This window comes from Enterobacter sp. WP_7_1 (assembly GCF_003688535.1).
GTDB lineage: Bacteria > Pseudomonadota > Gammaproteobacteria > Enterobacterales > Enterobacteriaceae > Enterobacter > Enterobacter asburiae.
On the sequence record NZ_REFK01000001.1, the window covers coordinates 1,174,948 to 1,192,845 of the forward strand.

Sequence of the window (17,898 nt, forward strand, 5' to 3'; positions counted from 1 at the left end):
TATCGTCGTATAGAATTTAAACTTTAATTTAACTCGCGCTTAACTAAGGGCTCCGGTGAGGAACCTGTTGTAAATCCGGATCATTTTTATGAGGAAGGTTAACATGAGCAGCATTGATAAAAGCGGGACGTACGCGCTCGGAACGCGGACGGTTAAACGACTGGGCTACGGTGCGATGCAGCTCGCCGGGCCGGGCGTCTTTGGTCCTCCGAAGGATAAGCAGGCCGCGCTGGACGTGCTGCGCGAAGCGGTAGCGGCGGGGGTGAACCACATTGATACCAGTGATTTTTATGGTCCTCATGTCACTAACCAGCTGATCCGCGAGGCGCTTCATCCGTACCGGGACGATCTGACGCTCGTCACCAAGATTGGCGCTCGTCGCAACGAAAAAGGTGCCTGGCTGCCAGCCTTTTCCGCGCAGGAACTGACTCAGGCGGTGCATGACAACCTGCGTAATCTGCAGCTGGACGTGCTGGACGTGGTGAATCTGCGGATCATGTTTAGCGCACACGGGCCGGCGGAAGGGTCGATTGCTGAACCGCTCTCCACCCTGGCCGAATTACAGCAGCAGGGTCTGGTGCGTCATATTGGCCTGAGCAACGTCACGGCCACCCAGGTTGCGGAAGCCCAGAAGATGGTCCCGGTGGTGTGCGTGCAGAACATGTACAACATTGTAAATCGGGGTGACGACGCGCTGGTGGATCTGCTGGCGCAGCAGGGGATCGCGTATGTGCCGTTCTTCCCATTGGGAGGCTTTACGCCACTGCAATCTTCCGGGCTGCAGGCCGTCGCGGATTCACTGGGCGCAACGCCAATGCAGGTTGCGCTGGCATGGCTGCTGCAACGTTCCCCGAATATTCTGCTGATCCCTGGCACCTCTTCCGTGGCGCATCTGCGTCAAAACCTCGCGGCGGGGGAGCTGCGGTTGCCGCCTGAAGCGCTGGAAACGCTGAATTCGCTGATGGATTAAAGGTAACACGCGCAAAGCCTGAAGGATGCTTCCGGCTTTGCGCGCTTAGAGTCCTGTCTGACTTTTCTGCCTGTGAAGCGCTAACGCTTCCGCCACAATCTCCTGCTTGCTCTTACGCGTCTCAAAGGCGGTGGTTCTGATGTACTCCATCAGATCGGGATCGATGCGGGCGCTCAACATTCTGAGATCGGCCTCCTTTGCCAGACCGCGTGCAACACGCTTGTCTGGATAGTCACGGGCTGGCATTGAAAATATTCTCCAGTAAGTCTTGTTAATTCGTTCGGTAAAATATGCTTTTATCTGACTTTAAAGTCAACATGTAGTTATTGCATAGTGATGTTATTTTTTATAAGTCATAAACTAGATGACTTTTATATGACTTGTTCTGTCAGGCCTGTTAACGGCGGGCAACGTTGCTAAATTAAAACCGCTCAAACTTCAACGCGTTTGGGTTCGCCTTTGGAAATGACCTTGATCCTTGTCCATAATCCGTAATACTGTATTTATATACAGTATCTGGCGAGAAAGGCATTATGGACACTCTCTTTTCTTATCACCCAAAACAAGACATTGAATTACCTTTGTTTTTAGAACGCGTTGCCTGTGGTTTCCCCAGCCCGGCGCAGGATTATGTGGAGGATCGTCTCGATCTTAACCGGCTGGCAGTCAGACACCCCAGTGCGACCTATTTTATCAAGGTGAGTGGAGACTCCATGATTGGGGCGGGGATCGGCGACGGCGATCTGCTGGTGGTCGATCGTTCGTTAAATGCCGAACATGGGGATATCGTCGTGGCGTCGGTCGCCGGTGAGTTTACGGTGAAAGAGCTACAGACCCGTCCGGTTCTGAGACTTCTGCCGCATAATGCCCGCTATCAGCCAATTACCTTTCAGTCCGAAGAGGAGCTGCAGATCTTCGGCGTCGTCACCCACACGCTCAAAACGCATAAACATGTTCGCGCTGGTTGATGTGAATAGCTTTTACGCCTCCTGCGAGAAGGTGTTCCGCCCCGATCTGGAGGGGAAACCCATCGTGGTGGTGTCCAATAACGACGGCTGCATCATTTCATTGTCGCGGGAGGCAAAGCAGTTCGGCATAAAAATGGGTGAGCCGTATTTTAAATTCAAAGAAAAACTATACCCGTCAAAAGTTTACGTCTTTAGCTCGAACTATGCGCTGTATGCCGATCTCAGCAGTCGGGTCATGCAGACGCTGACCGATCTCGCCCCGGCAATAGAGATTTACTCCATCGATGAGGCGTTCGTGAACGTTTCAGGGGTCAGTCACTGCCTGTCACTGGAAGCGTTCGGTCACCAGATGCGCACGCAGGTATTTAAAAATACGGGCTTAACCGTTGGCGTCGGTATTGCTCCGACCAAAACGCTGGCGAAGCTGGCCAACTATGCGGCGAAACGCTGGGCCAGCACGGGCGGCGTGGTCGATCTCTCAGGCCGCGAGCGGCAGCGTAAGCTGCTGGCAAAGGTTCCGGTAGAGGAGGTGTGGGGAGTAGGGCGGCGCATCACGAAAAAGCTCAACGCTATGGGGATCACCACGGCGCTGGAGCTGGCGGAAGCGTCGTCCTGGGTCATTCGCAAACATTTCAACGTGGTACTGGAACGGACGGCCCGCGAGCTTCGCGGTGAGCCCTGCCTTGACCTGGAAGAGTTCACCCCCACGAAGCAGCAAATTATTTGTAGCCGTTCGTTTGGACACCGTATTACGCAATATGAAGAGATGCACCAGGCCATTTGCGCCTACGCGGAACGCGCTGCGGAAAAACTGCGCGGTGAGCATCAATACTGTCGCTTTATCAGCGTGTTTGTGCGCACCAGCCCGCACGCGGACAATGAAATTTATTACGGTAATCAGGCTTCTGTCACCCTGATGACGCCCACCAATGACTCGCGCGATATCATCCGCGCCGCCACGGAGGCGCTGGGGCGTATATGGCTCGACGGCTATCGCTATATGAAAGCCGGGGTCATGCTGGCGGACTTTTTCAGCAGCGGCGTCGCCCAGCTGAATTTGTTTGACGATAATCGTCTGCGCGCCAACAGCGCGGCGCTGATGGAGATGATGGACAGCGTAAATCATTCCGGTAAAGGGAAGATATGGTTCGCCGGGCAGGGTATTGAGAAATCCTGGGCGATGAAGCGTGAGATGCTGTCACCGGCCTATACGACGCGGTACGCCGATTTGCCGGTGGCGAAGTAGAAGATGGTTGCGTTATTTCTTTTGCACCAACCAGGTTGCCGCAGCCGCCAGCGCGCCGATCAGCGGCATTTCGCCCGCTCCGGCCAGGAAGTTATAGCGATCGATCTCATTATTTTTACGGATATCCGCAAGGCGGGTAAGCGCCTCTTTTTCATCCGCAGCGCCGATCTCCTCGAACTGTTTTTCAAACCCCTGAGCGATGAGCTGAGCGGCCGCATCGGTGTTTGCGCTCTCGATCGCAATGAGGTTCGGGCCTTTTTGGAAAAAACAGTAATCCGGCATACGTGCTCCAGAAAGAGGGGATACGGTAAAAACACTCTATTCCTTGCGGTTAAAAAATGCACGTGATTTACGGCGGAAACAATCAGTTTTTCTTTATTATTTCAGGCAGTAACTGCTCAATCACGCTGACGACCTTTCTGACGCGCTGCGGAATAAAGCGGGCGTCAGGGTAGACGGCATAGAGGAAGCGATCGGGCAAGCGCCAGTCGGGCAGCACCGGCACCAGCGTGCCCGCCTGCAGCGCCCTGGCCACGAGCGGTCGCTGCATGCCGCCGATACCGATGCCGGCCTCCAGCGCCTGCAGCAGCGCGTCGCTGGTGTTGGCACGGAAAACGGTATTCACGTTGACCTCGACCGTTTCCTCGTCAGAAATCAGGCGCAGGGGGGCATCCAGCGGAATACCGCTGAACCGTACGTGTGGCAGCGTGGTCAGCTCGCTGACGGCGTGTACCGCCTGAAAACCGGGTGAGGCAAACAGCGCGGCTTCAATACGCGCCAGCACGCGAGCCGCGTGCGCCTGCGGAGGCTCACTGCCCAGCCGTATCGCGACATCCACGCCCTCCGTCACCAGATCGGCAAGGCGGTCATCCAGGGAAATCATCAGCTGCAGTTCGGGATGCAGGCGCTGTAGCGCCAGCAGATGCGGCAAAACGATCTGCCCCAGGCCGCTCGGTAGCTGGACATGGACGCGTCCCTGAATGCTATGGTCAACAGGATGCAGACGCCTCTCCGCTTCCCCCATTGCGTCCAGCACGAGCTGCATATCACGCCGGTAACGTTCACCCTGTTCGGTCAGCTTCATCGTACGCGTCGTTCGGTGCAGCAGTACCACACCCAGCGCGTCCTCAAGCGCCGCGATCTGTTGACTGACGGCGGACTGCTTAATGCCGGTCTGACGGGCTGCCGCCGAAAACGAGCCCGCTTCAGCGACGCGTAGAAAGGTAGAAATGGCGGTGAGCTTATTATTCATTTAAAGATTCTGCTTATAAGTGCCATCGGTTTCAGGGGATATCTCCAGAAAAAATAATAGATCACACTGCGTCTGTCACCCTTTACGGAGAAACACCATGAATAAGATGCAGCAACACAACGTCGCCCTGGTCGCAGGCGCCAGCGGCATTGTCGGCAGACAGCTGGTCAGCACGCTCCTGCACCATCAGTGGGAGGTGATCGGCCTCAGTCGCCGCGAGGTAACCCATCCGGACGGCATTCCCGTGGTGAACGTCGATTTACTGGACGCGCAGGACACCGCGCGGGCGCTGGACGCCCTGAACGGTGTCACCCACATTTTTTACAGCGCCTGGGCGAACGCGGCGAACTGGACGGACATGGTTGAGCCGAACGTCACCATGCTGCGTAATCTGGTCAGCACCCTCGAAAAAACGGCACCTTTACAGACGGTAAGCCTGATGCAGGGGTACAAAGTCTATGGTGCGCATCTGGGGCCGTTTAAAACCCCGGCGCGGGAAAGCGATCCCGGCGTGCCGGGTGCCGAATTTAACGCCGCGCAGCTCGCGTGGCTCAGCCAGTTTCAGCGGGGGAAAGGCTGGCACTGGAATGCCATCAGGCCGGGCGTGGTGGGGAGTGCGGTACCGGGTAATGCCATGAACCTTGCGCTGAGCATCGCCATGTACGCCTCCCTGTGCAAGGCGCTGGGGTTACCGCTGCGTTTCCCCGGTTCGGAACAGGCCTGGCACAGCATCGTTGACCATACCGACGCCGGGCTGCTGGCCGAGGCCACGGTGTGGGCCGCCGCGTCACCTGCGGCACAGAATCAGGCGTTCAACGTGAACAATGGCGATGTCTGGCGCTGGAGCGAACTGTGGCCGCGCATCGCACGCTGGTTTGAACTGGACTCTGCGCCGCCGGTGAGGCTGTCATTTCATCAGCTGTTTAACGACTATCGCGGGGTATGGCGAGAGCTTGCCGAAGAGCGGCTGGTGGAAGCGGATATTCTGCAGCTGAGCGACGGGCGGTTTGCCGATTTTGTCTTTAGCTGGGATTACGACATGTTTGGTGACGGGAGCAAGCTGCGCAGGGCGGGCTTTACGCAAATGCAGGCCACCGATGAGATGTTTTTCCGCCTGTTCGCGCAGCTGAGAGCCGCGCGGATTATTCCCTGATGAGCCTGGGCGTCCTGGTGCAGGCCAGGACGCCGGGTGCTTACTCAACCGTTAACGCATTCACAACCTCGGCCACGCTTTTCACGCTGCGGATGTTCCCAATCCCCGTGCCGAGCGCGATATAGCCCTCATCGGTGTTGCCTTCGAGCATGCCAAGACGCAGGCCCCGTAATCCTCCCATCGCCTTGCCCAGCGCTTCGTTGCTTGCGCCTGCTTTATCCATCGCCGCCAGTTTGTCCGCCAGCTTGCCGGGAAGAGAGCGGTAGTAATGGGGCACGGTGCGGAAAAGCAGCAAATCGAGGCCGTTGGCGGCAACAATTTTCTCTTTGACCCCCTGCGGCACGCGGCTTTCTTCCGTGCTGATAAAGACCGAACCGGCAAACACGCCTTCCGCGCCCAATGCATGCGCCGCTCTGGCGGTGCGATTATCGGTAATGCCGCCCGCGGCCATAACCGGGACGTGCTTCACGGCATCGGCAATCAGCGGCACGATGGAAAAGGTGCCAAGCACCGTTGCGGGTAACGTCCCGCCCTCATCAAAACCGGTGGCGACGATAATGTCAGCCCCCATTTCTTCCGCGAGGCGGGTGTTCTCCGGCGTTGGGTTGATGTCGCGGTAGATAATGGCGATACCCGCCTCTCTTAACTCGCTGAACAGCGCGGGAATAATGCTGCCTTCCCCATAGCCCGTATACACCACGGCCCTGACGCCTTCGTCTTTCACCACCTGAAGAATAGGCCCTGTCCAGACGTCATTAACGGCCGTGGGGATCAGGTTCACGCCAAACGGTTTCTCGGTCAGCCGTTTGGTTTTACGAATTTCTTCGCGCATTTTTTCGGCGGTCTCTTCCGGCGTGGAGACCGCGGTGTCGGCGGTTAAACCGGCATTGGGCCCCAGCACGCCGAGCCCTCCGGCATTGCTGACCGCAGCAACTAAACGAGCATCGGTGAGCCAGGATAACGGCCCCTGAATAACAGGTTTTTCGATGCCCAGGATCTGGCAAATACGGTTATTTTTCATAGCGGACTCTCCCTCACGTTTGAATGGGGAAGAGTGTAGGGCGCAGGATTGTTAGGAAAAACAGCCAAAAAGATTCATCACTGTTATAAAATTAATAACAATCATTTTATCCTGCTCGCGACAAAAGCGTTCCTTATGCAAATAAACCTCTTTGAAGCTATTCGAATTTTTATTGAAATTGTCGAGTCAGGCAGTCTTACCCAGGCGGCGGAGAATCTGCAGGTCCATCGTCCGGCGGTTACCAAAGCGTTACAGCTTCTGGAGCAACACAGCGGCACCCGGCTACTGCAGCGCACAACGCGTCGGATTAGCCTGACGCCGGATGGGGAAGCCTTTTATCGCCGGAGTAAACCCCTGCTGGCGCAGGCGGACGAATTGCTGGAGTCGTTTGGTACGGACCGGGCAATACACGGCCAGCTGCGTGTGGATATGCCGGTCTCTTTTGCCACGCTGCGGGTGATACCCAATCTGCCTGATTTTTATCGTCAGCATCCTGAGATCGACATCATTCTGAGCAGCTCTGACCGCCGTCGGGATATGCTGCGGGATGGCCTGGACTGCGTGCTGCGGGTGGGAGAGCTGGAGGACGGTGAGTATATCGCGCGTAAAATCGGGAACATCAAAATCACGACCTGCGCCAGCCCGGCCTGGCTGGCAAAACACGGTATGCCAGAAACGCCGGATGATTTACGCAAGCATCAGGCCATCAACTGGATTAATAACCGCAGCAGACAAATTCATCCGTGGACATTTACCACGCCAGAAGGCATCGCGGAAATTACCCTGCCCGGTAAGCTTGTCGTGGATAACTCCGAGGCCTACATCGCGGCAGGCCTTGCCGGGTTGGGGTTAATGCAGGGGATGAATCTCTTTCTCCAGCCTTACATAGACCGCGGTCTTCTGGTTGAAGTCCTGCCGGACTATCGTTCGCCGGACCGCAAGCTGTCACTGCTCTATCCACACCGCCATCTCTCCCGCAAGGTGCGGGTCTTTACCGAATGGCTGGAGAGTCTGGTGTGAAAGCAGCCAGCTCGTGACACAGCGCGCCAATCTGCTCAACGGCGTTCAGCAGGCGGGGTGTGGGTTCGTTTGCGCAGTTCAGCCGCAGAAAGTGCGTTAACTCCGCGGCAGGGGAAAACAGGGGGCCAGGGCTGACGCCAATGCCCAGCGCCAGCGCGCGACGGTGCACCTCCAGCGCGTTGACCCGCTGAGGCAGTTCAACCCATAGCAGGAAACCGGCAGCGGGCACGTTAACGCGTGTACCGGACGGAAAGCTCGCCTTGACCTGCGCCACGACGGCGTGAACGCCCTCTGCGATCCGGCGCTTCAGCCGCCGCAGATGGCGATCGTAGTCGCCGCTCGCCAGAACTTCGCTCGTCGCCGCTTCCATCAGCGGGGCGCCAGCCCATTCTCCGGCCATGCGGGCCTGTAAGACCTGCGGGGAGTAGCGTCCGGCGGCGATCCAGCCGATTCGCCATCCGGGCGCAAGCGTTTTAGACAGGGAACTGCAGTAAATCACATTCCCGCTCTGGTCGAACGCCTTGCAGGCCGGAGGGCGTTGCCCCTCGCCGACCAGGTCACCGTAAACATCGTCTTCAATCAAGGGAATACCCGCCTCTTCCAGCAGGGCAACCAGCTCCTGCTTGCGCGCGACGGGCATGCTGGCACCCAAAGGATTTTGTACCGTGGGCGAGGCCAGAACGGCAGCAGGGCGGTGGTGGCGAATAGCGTCCGCCAGCGGTTCCAGCAGCAGGCCTTCCACAGGGTCGGTGGGGATCGCTAAAGCCTTCAGGCCTAAATCCTCCAGCAGCAGGAGCGTGCCAAAGTAGGCTGGCTGCTCAATCGCCACGACATCGCCCGGCTGGCACACGGCCCGAAGGGCCAGGCGCAGCGCCTGCGTCGCGCCTGCGGTAATAATGAGATCGTCCGCACCGAACCGGGCTCCCCACTGGGCAGAGCGCGCGGCAATCTTGCTTCGCAAATCCCGCCTTCCCGGAGGCAGGCTGTAGCTCTGTCCATGCGCGTCCAGACGACGGCCCGCAGAGTGCAACGCCCGCTGCAGCGCATCTCCCGGCAGCCACGCGGGATCGGGCAGGGCGGCGCCCAGCGGGATCAGCCGGGCTTCTGCACTGCTGAACAGCGACCGGGCCACGGCGGACATGGTGACGGGGACCGGGCCAGGCAAGGAACGCGCGGGCTCCGCGCGCGGAGGCTGGCTGGTCTGACGGATGTAATAGCCTGACCGCGGGCGCGCAACGATCAGCCCTTCAGCCTCCAGGCAGCGAAGGGCCTCCAGCGCCGTCGGAAGGCTAACGCGCTCGCGTTCGGCCAGTTTGCGCGCGGAGATCATCCTGTCACCGGCGCGCAGCGCGCCGGACGTAATGGTAAGACGCAGCATATCCGCAATACGGCGATAGTGAGGAGAGGACTGGGACGGGGCAGACATGGGTAACTGTTCAGGCTAATTTTCGATAAAACTGACTATACAGCCATTGATGCGCGCCATCTATAGTGTCCGGCATGTTCAGGACAAGGAGGCATTATGCACAGCGATAACTTCAACATTTCCACCTATTTCAACCGCATAAACTATACCGGACCGGCGGCTGCCGATACGGCCACCCTGCATGCGCTGATGCGCCATCAGCTCTTTTCAGTCCCCTTTGAGAATCTGGACGTGCAGGCGGGCAAAATTGTCTCGCTGGCGCCGGACGACATTGCCGATAAGGTGTTAACGCAGGGGCGCGGCGGCTACTGCTATGAGGTAAACGGGCTTTTTGCCATGGCGCTGGAGGCGTTAGGGATCCCTTACCGCTTCGTGGCGGCGCGCCCGATGTTCTACCCCGCGCGGCGGCCGAAAACCCATATGGCGTTGATTGCCGAGGTGGAGAGCCGACAGTGGCTTTGCGACCTCGGTTTCGGCAGCTACGGCATTCGCGCGCCGATGGCGCTGGACACGCTTGATGTGGATATCACGCAGGATTTCGACACGTTCCGACTGAGCCGCAGCGCGGAGGGTGAGTATTTGCTTGAGGCGAAGGTTGAGGGTGAATGGGCCCGGCAGTACGGCTTTGATCTCACCCCTCAGGAATGGATTGACTTCGTTCCGGCCAACTACCTTAACTCCACGCACCCGGATGCCATCTTTGTGCAGAAGCGGGTAGTGGTGCAGCACAGCCCGGAAGGACGCCAGATTTTACTGGGCGACGTGCTGAAAATCATCACGGCGAACGGCATTGAAACGCGGCAGCTGGCGGAGGAGGAAATCCGCCATGTACTGAAAGACCGTTTTGCGCTGACCGCCGCGTAATCTGCCGGGAAACGGTGGAGCCTCAGCGCAGCCCGTCTTCTGCGGCGTTGCGCTGAGTTCCCCACTGTAACAGCAGGCTAAACGACGCGGGTAACACGGTCAGCGTCACCAGCGTCGCGACCAGCAGCCCGCCGATAATGGCATAGGCCATTGGCCCCCAGAAGACCTGATGAGAGATCGGGACCATGCCCAGAATGGCGGCGCAGGCGGTCAGGCAGATGGGTCTGGCCCGGTGCTCCGCGGCCGCCATAATGGCGGCATCGTTTGCTATCCCCTGAGCAAGATTGCTGTCAACCTCGCTAATCAGTATCACCGCGTTGCGCACGATCATCCCCGCCAGGGCGATGACGCCCAGCAGCGCGACAAACCCCATCGGCGTGCCGCCGGGCAGCATAGCCAGCACGATCCCCGGCAAGCCAAACGGGGCCATCAGGAGGGCCAGCAGCATCCGGGAATATCGCCGCAGCTGAAGCATCAGCAGCAACAGCATGAGGACCAGCGTTACCGGAAGAACGGTAAAGACGGAGCTGTTCCCCTTATCCGATTCGGCAACCGCACCGCCTTCTTCAATGCTGTAACCTGCGGGCAGGCTCGCGCGCAGCCTGTCGACCGCCGGACGCAGCGCCGCGGATACCGCTTCAGCCTTCAGCCCCGGGGCAAGGTCCGTTTGCACCGTGATAAAGGGCACGCGCTGCCGACGCCAGATGACCGGATCGTCCACGCCCCAGACCGGCGTCGCGACGGCGCTGAGCGGAATTTTTTTACCGTCATTCCCCTGAATCGTGAGCGAGGAGAGGGTGGCGGTGCTGTGACGTGCATCGTCCGTGGCCCGCAGCACCACGTCGACAAGGCGGTCGTTATCCCTGATGGAGGTAACAACGCTGCCGGACCAGACGGTGTTCAGCGTGCGGGCGAGGCTTTCTGACGATATGCCCGCCGCCCTGGCCGCCGTCTGATTCACCTCAAGGGTTATGACCCTCTCCGGCTCTCCGGCCGTCTGGTTAACGTCGCGTGAGAACGGGGACTGCCCAATCGCGTCCGTGAGACGGTTCGCAAACGCCCGAACCTGCAGATAGTCAGGCCCACTCACCCGGTATTTGATTGGCCAGCCGACGGGCGGCCCCAGCTCAAGGGGCGACACGCGCGTGATGATGTCGCTAAACTGCGTCGCCAGGATCCTGTTGAGCTGCGCATGCAGACGATCCCGCGCCTCAAGATCCTTAGCCACCACGACCATCTGGGCGATATTTTCATTTTCCAGCAGCACGTCCATCGGCAGGTAAAAACGGATGGCGCCCGACCCGACGTACGTCGAATAGCGATCGATGTTGCCGTTGCTGGCCAGCGCCTTTTCCAGCTTTTCCACCTCTCTTAGCGTTTCCGGCTGCGACGCGTTGGCCGGAAGCGTCAGGCTGACCAGCAGCTCAGGCCTGTCCGAAGCGGGGAAAAACTCGCCCTGCATAAACGTCGTGCCGTACACGGACAGCCCCAGCGCGGAAAGCGCAATCAGCACGGTAGCGACTCGGTGACGCAGTGCCAGGCGTAAAAGTCTGCCGTACCCGCGCGCGATCCTGCCGGGGCCTGCCGCGTGATGTCTGACTTTTTCCGGCAGCAGCCTCGTGCCCGTCAGCGGCGAAAACAGGATCGCGACAGCCCAGGAGCAGAGCAGGGCAATGAGCACCACCGCAAACAGGGAAAAGCAGTATTCACCGGCGCTGGAGGCCGCAAAACCAACGGGAATAAAGCCGGCAATCATTACCAGAGTACCGGTGAGCATCGGGAAGGCCGTCGTTTTAAATGCATGGGTGGCCGCGAGCCGACGGGAATCCCCCGCTTCCAGCCGGGAGACCATCGTTTCGACGGCGATCATGGCGTCATCCACCAGCAGGCCCAGGGCAATGATCAGCGCCCCGAGCGAGATACGCTGAAGGCCAATACCTGCGAGCATCATGCCGGCAAACGTCATGGCGAGCACCAGCGGGATGGCCGTCGCCACCACCAGTCCGGCCCGTAACCCCAGAGAGACAAATGAAACCGCCAGCACGATAATAACGGCTTCGATAAGCACCCGGATAAACCCGCTTACCGCGTCACTGACCACCGCTGACTGATCGGCAACTTTCACCATCTCGATACCGTGCGGCAGCCCGGCGCTGAGGGCCGCCATTCTGGCGTTCAGCGCAGCGCCGAAACGCAGCATGTTGCCCGTTGGCGCCATCGACACCGCCAGCCCGATAGCCGGTCTACCGTTCACCCGGTAGGCCGGGGCCGGTGGCTCGGCGATTTCCCGGGTGACGGTGGCAATGTCGGTCAGCGGAATATAGCGATTGTTCACGTGCAGCGTGACGGCGCGTAAGCTCTCTTCGGTCGTGAGCGCCCCGCTGACCTTGATCGCCATGTTCTCTTTTTCAGTACGCATCGTTCCTGCCGGGACAACGGCGTTTTGCGCCCGGAGGGCATCGGCAATCTCCTGAATATCGAGCCCCATCCCGGCCAGGCGCGCCGGAGAAAAGGCGAGGACCCACTGCTCCTGCTGTTCGCCCAGCAGGGTGGTTTTGCCCATATCCGGCAGGGACATGAGCTCGCGCCGTATTGTCTCTGCGCGATCCCGCACCTCCCGCAGGGTGAAGCCCTCGGGAATAAAGGCGTAAATTGTGCCGAACGTGTCGTCAAACTCGTCGTCCACGGCAGGACCCTGCACCCCATCAGGCAGGGACGGCGCGATGTCCTGCATTTTTTTGCGAACCTGATACCAGATGTCCGGCACGCTCTGCGGGGGCGTATCGTCACGGAGGTTGACGTGGATAACGGTGCGTCCGGCCCGGGTTTCACTTTCGAGATAGTCCAGCCAGGGCGTTTCCTGCAGCTTTTTTTCAAGCGTATCGGTGAGCAGGCGGGTGGTATCCGCCACGGTTGCTCCCGGCCACTGCGCGGAGACGACGGCCGTTTTAATGGTAAAAGCCGGATCTTCGTTACGCGGCAGCTTCTCATAGCAGAACACGCCCATCGCAATCACCAGCAGCATGAAAAAGCTGACCATCTGCTGGTTCTTCAGCGCCCAGGCGGAGAGGTTAAATTTGGCTTCCGGTCCTGTGTTCATGGCTGAACCTCTCCGGCAACCACCGGCTCGCCGGATCGTAATGTGCTCACGCCCGCGGTAATCACCCGGTCGCCCGGCTCAAGGCCGGAGGCAATCATGACGGAGGAGGCCGTATAGCCGACGGGCACCACCGCGCGCAGCTGCGCCCGCGACTGCGGGGTAATCACAAAAACGGCGGGTTTGTCGCCGACGCGGGTCAGCGCCGAGGCGGGAAGGGTGTATCCGCGCGGGGCTGACGATGGCAACGTGACGGTCACGCTGGCGCCCAGCGCCATGGCCGCGGGCGGGTTTTGCAGGGTGGCCCTGACGCGCCAGGTGCGGGTCTGAGGATCGGCCTGAGGGGTGATATCCCGCAGCGCGGCAGACGCCTGCACCGACGGGTCGCTGAGGAGGGAAACCCGCAAAAACGCCTTATCCAGAGGCGGGATCGCATCGGGAGTGGCAATATCAAACGCCACGTCGCGGGCTTCACCGGTTGCCAGCGTCAGCACGGACTGACCGTCGCTGACAACCTGTCCCGCAGAGGCGTTCACGGCGGTGATAACGCCCGCCTGCGGCGCGATCAGGCGCGTCCAGCCGAGGCTTTCGCGGGCATTTCGCCACGCGGCCTCGCTGCTTTTTAAGCGCGCGCGGGCGACAAGCCAGTCCGCACGGGCGCTGTCGAGCTGCGTGCGGGCTATCGCCCCCGTTGGCATGAGCTTTTGCATTCGGCTGACGTTAAGCGCGGCGACCTGCGCTGAGGCTTTGGCGCCTTCATAGTCGGCCGCCGCGCCGTCGAGCTGGTTTTGCCCGGTCGTGTTGTCAAGCGTGGCCAGCAGCTGTCCGGCAGTGACCCGGTCGCCAATATCAACGCTGCGCGTCAGTATCCGGCCCCCGGTCCGAAAGCTCAGGGTCGTTTCATCGTGGGCATGGATCTCACCGGTTCTTTCCAGCGCGGGAAGGGTCTGGGCGGCCCCGACGACGACGTAGCGTACCGCTCGCGCCGGGTCGGGCTTATTTTCGTGTTTATCGCCGCAGCCGGTCAGCGGAAAAATCGCCAGCGCAAGCAGGGCCAGGGGAAGATAATGCAGCCAGGAAAGGGTGCGCGCCACGCCGTACATATGATGCAGGCAGTGGCGGAGGGAGAGAAAAAATTCGTCTGACATAACGCCGCTCCATAAAGGGAATGGCGTTATTAAATGCGCGCTACGTCGAGAAAGATTCGACGTTCTGTCAAGGCTTTATCAAGAGTGGAGATTTTCATTACCGGCCGGGTGCCAGGGCAACAAAATGCGCACGGTGAGGCCGCCGGTTTCCGGCAATGACGCGCTAATCTCTCCCCCATGCGCCTCACAAATCGCCCGGGCGATGGACAAACCGAGGCCGCTGCCGCCGGAATGCCGGGCGCGGGACTGCTCCTCGCGGCTAAAGCGTTTAAACATTTCCGGTAAGAACTGGGGCGACACGCCCGGCCCGTCATCGGTAAATTCGAGGGTGTAATGACCGCTGGCGTAATGCAGCGCCACCTCGAGGTGGCCGCCCTCGCGCCCGTAACGTAGCGCATTTTCCATGAGGATGGTAACAACCTGGCCCAGACGGAACGCATCGCCTCTGAAGAGGCTGGGGCGCGGGTTGCGAAGCGTTATCCGAAAATGATGCGCGTCAGCCTCGGGCATGATCCAGGCAGCCCGCTCCTGAATCAGCTCATCCAGACAGAACGGCTGGTCCTCCAGCACGAGGTTACCCGCGTCGGCGAGCGAGAGAAGGTGAAGCTCATCGGTGAGACGGTTGAGGTGCTGGAGCTGTTTCATCACCATGCCGAGCTGCGCCGGGCTGGCATCAAACACGCCGTCTAACATGCCCTGCAGACGCCCGATGGCGGCCGTCAGGGGCGAGCGCAGCTCGTGCGCCATCGCGACGTGCGAGGCGCGGAGCTCTTTTTCATAGCGGGCGAGCTGTCCCGTCATGGAGTTAAAGTCGGTCGCAAAGCTGACCATTTCAGCCGGCGCATCCTCGATCAGTTCCGCCTGGCGGCCAAACTGCCCGTCGGCGACATCCTTTGCCGCATCGCGAAGGCGGCTGAACTGCAGCGCCAGCGGCCGGGCGTGTTTGAGCCCCATCACCACAATAAACGGGATCATCACCAGCACCAGAAGGGCCACCGTGGCCCAGTCGGCTGAGGCGATAGACGGCGTGGAATAGCTCAGGCCCCACCAGGTGTCCACAATCGAGTGGAAGCGGGCCGGATTGGTCTGCGGGTTCTGGCTGAGCGCCAGAAACTCCTGGCGGACCGCCGCTGGCATTTTGCCCATTATCCAGTAGTTCTGAACCGCATAGCGCAGCCACATGCAGGTGGCAATGACGATCACGCTGCCGATAGCCAGCGCTAAGATGCGCGCGCAAATCCAGCGCCACAGAGAGGAGTGCTGATTTTTAATCATGGCTGTCTGAACCTGTAACCCACGCCGCGAACGTTGATCAGCACGCCGGAGATCCCCGCCGCTTCGAGTTTTTTACGCAGGTTATAAATATGGGTGTCCACCACGCGCTCCAGCGCCTCGCTTTCCGGCAAACAGTGCTCCAGTAAATACTGGCGGGAGAACGGGTGCGCCGGAGAACGCAGCAGCGTTGCCAGAAGCGAGAATTCCGTTGGCGTAAGATCGAGCATCACGGGCGCGTCGCCGCCGTTATCCACGCTCGCCACAATGGCGGCCACGTCCACCTCCAGCGTTTGCCAGCGAAGGATCGCCTCGTCCGTCTCTTTTTTACTGCTGCGCCGCAGCACCGCCTGCACCCGAGCCACCACTTCGCCCGGATGATAAGGCTTCACAACGTAATCATCGGCACCGTACCGCAGGGCACCAATGCGGTCGGGGGTATCCCCCATGGCCGTGACCATGATCACCGGCACATCGCTTTTACGACGCAGGCCAGCCAGCACCTCGGTGCCGTTAAGCCCCGGCAGCATCACGTCCAGCAGTATGAGGTCGGGCTTCCACCGCTGCGCCATATCCAGCCCGGAATGACCGTCTCCGGTAATGGTCACGTCGTAATTTTCCCGCCGTAAATAGGCCTCGAGCACGCCAGCCGCATCGGCGTCATCTTCAATAATCAGCACTCTTCTGGACAACATCCGTTCACCTTGACCATTTCTTAACACTATCCCGACGATTCATTGATTCAGCCAAATCATACTGCGCCAACGTTGTGTGGCCGCCCCCGTATCAGGAGGCGCCAGCGTCCGTATGGAGAGCAGTATGATAGCGATAAAAAAAGTCCTGTATATGTCCGTCCCGCTTCTGATGGCCGTGAGTTCCGGCGTGCAGGCGGATGATGGCACCGCGTCCGATTCCCTCACCGTGGGGCTTGGGGGGCAGTATGCCCCGCGTTACTCAGGCTCAGACAAGCAGGTGTGGCAGGTGGTTCCGGTGCTGCAGGGACGCAAAGGCGCTTTCTTTATTGATGCGCAAAAAGGGGGGGGATATGACCTGCAAAACGACAGCGGCTGGTATTTCGAACACACGCTGGGCTACGACTTCGGAAGGGCTGATAAAAATTCTGGCTGGCGTGAGGGCGCAAACAATTTGAAAGGGATGGGGGACATTGATGCCACTCTGAATACCGGCCTTGCCGTCGGCTGGCAGGCCGCGCCATGGCTGAGTATGGAAGGCAAAGCGACGCTGCCGTTAACGGACAGCCAGGGTGCAAGCTATCAGGCCTCCGTGACGCTGATCCCCGTGCAAAATAACCAGGATACGGTTGCCTTTCAGTCTGCGGCCCTGTTTGGCGACAGCCGTTATCTGAATACCTGGTATGGGGTCAGCGAGCAGCAGAGCCGCCGCACCGGATATCGCCACTATGCTGCGCCGGGTGGATTCTATGGCGTCGACACCAGCCTGACCTGGAGCCATCAGTTCGATGCTCACTGGGGGACGGTGCTGAGTGCGGACTACACCTGGCTGGGCGACCATGCGAATAACAGCCCGATCGTAATGCGGCGTAATGAAGGGTCTGCAACCGCCGCTATCACCTGGACATTTTAACCAGGGAGAGGGTCAGGCAAGGAGTCCCTTAATAAGCATCCAGAAAAGTGAGAGCACGCAGAGGAGTTGTACCGTTCGCAATGACCACAGCTGAAAACGCCATTGATATCGCTCCCGGGCATCGGCTTCTGCAATCGGGCCAGCGGCATCAGCAGCATTTTTCTCTGGGCGGCGCAGAAAATCATGGCACAGCCAGACCAGAAGTATGAGGCAAAGTATTCTCGTGAAAAGTAAACCGTAGGCGGTGTAAAACATATCCCAGTAGCAGCGGAGGGTGTCCATGACCTTTATCCTTTCCTGAGCCGCCCATACGGCAGGTATGGGCGGTGAACGATTACTTCTTCTTATCCATCATCGCTTTTAAATCGGCAAACGGGTTAAACGTGGCGACGCCCACGTCTTTTTGCGCGTCTTCCCCGGCCACCACGGTGGTGCCGTACTGATCCGCTTCGGTGTATTTCGAATGCTCGTGATCGTGGCAAAACAGGCACAACAGCTCCCAGTTGCTGCCATCTTCCGGGTTGTTGGTATGGTCGTGATCGATATGGTGAACCGTCAATTCACGCAGATTGGAATAGACAAACTCCCGCGAGCAGCGTCCGCAGACCCAGGGATAGATTTTTAATGCTTTTTCGCGGTAGCCGCTTTCCAGCCGCGCGTAGTTTTTGGGGATCAAAGCCATTGCCGGTTTTACCTGCCATGAAAAAAGTGGGGGATATTATATCCCATTATGAGGCGGAATGACGAACCACGCTATTCTGTCAATTTATTTGATGCTTTCCGTTAAATAAACGCCATTTATTCTCACCCGGTAATGCGTAAAGTAGGTGCAACGCAAAGCATTCTCAGGACACAT

The 17,898-nt window shown here is 59.2% G+C and carries 18 protein-coding genes; 7 read left to right on the plus strand and 11 right to left on the minus strand.

Annotated features, from left to right (window positions below; translation table 11 throughout):
* Positions 1-103 precede the first annotated feature (103 nt).
* Positions 104-970, plus strand: coding sequence for an aldo/keto reductase family oxidoreductase (locus BJ885_RS05845; RefSeq protein WP_054830290.1), 867 nt, complete (start codon positions 104-106; stop codon positions 968-970).
* A 45-nt stretch (positions 971-1,015) separates the two neighbouring features.
* On the opposite strand, the gene BJ885_RS05850 is transcribed toward BJ885_RS05845, so the two are convergent.
* Entirely contained in the window at positions 1,016-1,216 is a 201-nt protein-coding gene (locus BJ885_RS05850) for a hypothetical protein (RefSeq protein ID WP_029740281.1), read from the minus strand.
* 287 nt (positions 1,217-1,503) lie between these two features.
* Between BJ885_RS05850 and umuD the strand changes: the two genes are divergently transcribed.
* Together umuD and umuC are read left to right on the plus strand one after the other, a co-directional pair.
* Complete coding sequence (umuD, locus tag BJ885_RS05855; protein ID WP_029740280.1) at positions 1,504-1,938, plus strand: translesion error-prone DNA polymerase V autoproteolytic subunit; 435 nt, start codon at positions 1,504-1,506, stop codon at positions 1,936-1,938.
* Positions 1,922-3,184, plus strand: a complete 1,263-nt coding sequence (gene umuC, locus BJ885_RS05860; protein ID WP_121931368.1) for a translesion error-prone DNA polymerase V subunit UmuC — start codon at positions 1,922-1,924, stop codon at positions 3,182-3,184. The genes umuD and umuC overlap by 17 nt, the downstream gene beginning before the upstream one ends.
* Before the next feature lie 12 nt (positions 3,185-3,196).
* Here the strand turns inward: umuC and BJ885_RS05865 are convergent, their stop codons facing one another.
* A complete protein-coding gene (locus BJ885_RS05865; protein ID WP_029740278.1) occupies positions 3,197-3,466 on the minus strand; it encodes a hypothetical protein in 270 nt (89 codons plus the stop codon).
* A gap of 82 nt (positions 3,467-3,548) precedes the next feature.
* Positions 3,549-4,436: a LysR family transcriptional regulator gene (locus BJ885_RS05870; RefSeq protein ID WP_121931369.1), complete on the minus strand. Its 888-nt coding sequence runs from the start codon at positions 4,434-4,436 to the stop codon at positions 3,549-3,551.
* 97 nt (positions 4,437-4,533) lie between these two features.
* On the opposite strand from BJ885_RS05870, the gene BJ885_RS05875 reads away from it, so the two are divergent.
* Positions 4,534-5,589, plus strand: a complete 1,056-nt coding sequence (locus tag BJ885_RS05875; protein ID WP_029740276.1) for an SDR family oxidoreductase — start codon at positions 4,534-4,536, stop codon at positions 5,587-5,589.
* 40 nt (positions 5,590-5,629) lie between these two features.
* Here BJ885_RS05875 and BJ885_RS05880 read toward each other — a convergent pair whose 3' ends face one another.
* Positions 5,630-6,610, minus strand: coding sequence for a nitronate monooxygenase family protein (locus tag BJ885_RS05880; RefSeq protein WP_121931370.1), 981 nt, complete (start codon positions 6,608-6,610; stop codon positions 5,630-5,632).
* 135 nt (positions 6,611-6,745) lie between these two features.
* Between BJ885_RS05880 and BJ885_RS05885 the strand changes: the two genes are divergently transcribed.
* Positions 6,746-7,630 carry a LysR family transcriptional regulator gene (locus tag BJ885_RS05885; RefSeq protein WP_029740274.1) on the plus strand — a complete coding sequence of 295 codons (885 nt, stop codon included), beginning with the start codon at positions 6,746-6,748 and terminating at the stop codon, positions 7,628-7,630.
* On the opposite strand, the gene BJ885_RS05890 is transcribed toward BJ885_RS05885, so the two are convergent.
* Entirely contained in the window at positions 7,602-9,056 is a 1,455-nt protein-coding gene (locus BJ885_RS05890; protein WP_029740273.1) for a PLP-dependent aminotransferase family protein, read from the minus strand. The genes BJ885_RS05885 and BJ885_RS05890 overlap by 29 nt on opposite strands.
* A 96-nt stretch (positions 9,057-9,152) precedes the next feature.
* Between BJ885_RS05890 and BJ885_RS05895 the strand changes: the two genes are divergently transcribed.
* On the plus strand, positions 9,153-9,920 hold the full coding sequence (locus tag BJ885_RS05895; protein WP_029740272.1) for an arylamine N-acetyltransferase: 768 nt from the start codon (positions 9,153-9,155) through the stop codon (positions 9,918-9,920).
* Between the two features lie 22 nt (positions 9,921-9,942).
* Here BJ885_RS05895 and BJ885_RS05900 read toward each other — a convergent pair whose 3' ends face one another.
* The 4 genes from BJ885_RS05900 to BJ885_RS05915 form a co-directional block, all read right to left on the minus strand.
* The gene (locus BJ885_RS05900) at positions 9,943-13,020 is read right to left on the minus strand and encodes an efflux RND transporter permease subunit (RefSeq protein ID WP_121931371.1); all 3,078 of its coding nucleotides are present in this window, start codon (positions 13,018-13,020) and stop codon (positions 9,943-9,945) included.
* Complete coding sequence (locus BJ885_RS05905; protein WP_121931372.1) at positions 13,017-14,165, minus strand: efflux RND transporter periplasmic adaptor subunit; 1,149 nt, start codon at positions 14,163-14,165, stop codon at positions 13,017-13,019. The genes BJ885_RS05900 and BJ885_RS05905 overlap by 4 nt, the downstream gene beginning before the upstream one ends.
* 78 nt (positions 14,166-14,243) lie before the next feature.
* On the minus strand, positions 14,244-15,440 hold the full coding sequence (locus BJ885_RS05910; RefSeq protein WP_121931373.1) for a cell wall metabolism sensor histidine kinase WalK: 1,197 nt from the start codon (positions 15,438-15,440) through the stop codon (positions 14,244-14,246).
* Complete coding sequence (locus BJ885_RS05915; protein WP_029739347.1) at positions 15,437-16,132, minus strand: response regulator; 696 nt, start codon at positions 16,130-16,132, stop codon at positions 15,437-15,439. The genes BJ885_RS05910 and BJ885_RS05915 overlap by 4 nt, the downstream gene beginning before the upstream one ends.
* Before the next feature lie 124 nt (positions 16,133-16,256).
* Here BJ885_RS05915 and BJ885_RS05920 point away from each other — a divergent pair, with 124 nt between their 5' ends.
* Positions 16,257-17,042 carry a MipA/OmpV family protein gene (locus BJ885_RS05920; RefSeq protein WP_121931374.1) on the plus strand — a complete coding sequence of 262 codons (786 nt, stop codon included), beginning with the start codon at positions 16,257-16,259 and terminating at the stop codon, positions 17,040-17,042.
* A gap of 12 nt (positions 17,043-17,054) precedes the next feature.
* Here the strand turns inward: BJ885_RS05920 and BJ885_RS05925 are convergent, their stop codons facing one another.
* Both BJ885_RS05925 and yajD read right to left on the minus strand, forming a co-directional pair.
* A complete protein-coding gene (locus BJ885_RS05925) occupies positions 17,055-17,324 on the minus strand; it encodes a hypothetical protein (RefSeq protein ID WP_121931375.1) in 270 nt (89 codons plus the stop codon).
* Between the two features lie 52 nt (positions 17,325-17,376).
* Positions 17,377-17,724, minus strand: a complete 348-nt coding sequence (gene yajD / locus BJ885_RS05930; protein WP_003857471.1) for an HNH nuclease YajD — start codon at positions 17,722-17,724, stop codon at positions 17,377-17,379.
* Between the last annotated feature and the right edge of the window lie 174 nt (positions 17,725-17,898).

Coding starts and splice junctions, on each gene's coding strand:
- BJ885_RS05845 (WP_054830290.1), top strand. CDS start 104: ATGAGCAGCATTGATAAAAGCGGGACGTACGCGCTCGGAACGCGGACG.
- BJ885_RS05850 (WP_029740281.1), bottom strand. CDS start 1,216: ATGCCAGCCCGTGACTATCCAGACAAGCGTGTTGCACGCGGTCTGGCA.
- umuD (WP_029740280.1), top strand. CDS start 1,504: ATGGACACTCTCTTTTCTTATCACCCAAAACAAGACATTGAATTACCT.
- umuC (WP_121931368.1), top strand. CDS start 1,922: ATGTTCGCGCTGGTTGATGTGAATAGCTTTTACGCCTCCTGCGAGAAG.
- BJ885_RS05865 (WP_029740278.1), bottom strand. CDS start 3,466: ATGCCGGATTACTGTTTTTTCCAAAAAGGCCCGAACCTCATTGCGATC.
- BJ885_RS05870 (WP_121931369.1), bottom strand. CDS start 4,436: ATGAATAATAAGCTCACCGCCATTTCTACCTTTCTACGCGTCGCTGAA.
- BJ885_RS05875 (WP_029740276.1), top strand. CDS start 4,534: ATGAATAAGATGCAGCAACACAACGTCGCCCTGGTCGCAGGCGCCAGC.
- BJ885_RS05880 (WP_121931370.1), bottom strand. CDS start 6,610: ATGAAAAATAACCGTATTTGCCAGATCCTGGGCATCGAAAAACCTGTT.
- BJ885_RS05885 (WP_029740274.1), top strand. CDS start 6,746: ATGCAAATAAACCTCTTTGAAGCTATTCGAATTTTTATTGAAATTGTC.
- BJ885_RS05890 (WP_029740273.1), bottom strand. CDS start 9,056: ATGTCTGCCCCGTCCCAGTCCTCTCCTCACTATCGCCGTATTGCGGAT.
- BJ885_RS05895 (WP_029740272.1), top strand. CDS start 9,153: ATGCACAGCGATAACTTCAACATTTCCACCTATTTCAACCGCATAAAC.
- BJ885_RS05900 (WP_121931371.1), bottom strand. CDS start 13,020: ATGAACACAGGACCGGAAGCCAAATTTAACCTCTCCGCCTGGGCGCTG.
- BJ885_RS05905 (WP_121931372.1), bottom strand. CDS start 14,165: ATGTCAGACGAATTTTTTCTCTCCCTCCGCCACTGCCTGCATCATATG.
- BJ885_RS05910 (WP_121931373.1), bottom strand. CDS start 15,440: ATGATTAAAAATCAGCACTCCTCTCTGTGGCGCTGGATTTGCGCGCGC.
- BJ885_RS05915 (WP_029739347.1), bottom strand. CDS start 16,132: ATGTTGTCCAGAAGAGTGCTGATTATTGAAGATGACGCCGATGCGGCT.
- BJ885_RS05920 (WP_121931374.1), top strand. CDS start 16,257: ATGATAGCGATAAAAAAAGTCCTGTATATGTCCGTCCCGCTTCTGATG.
- BJ885_RS05925 (WP_121931375.1), bottom strand. CDS start 17,324: ATGGACACCCTCCGCTGCTACTGGGATATGTTTTACACCGCCTACGGT.
- yajD (WP_003857471.1), bottom strand. CDS start 17,724: ATGGCTTTGATCCCCAAAAACTACGCGCGGCTGGAAAGCGGCTACCGC.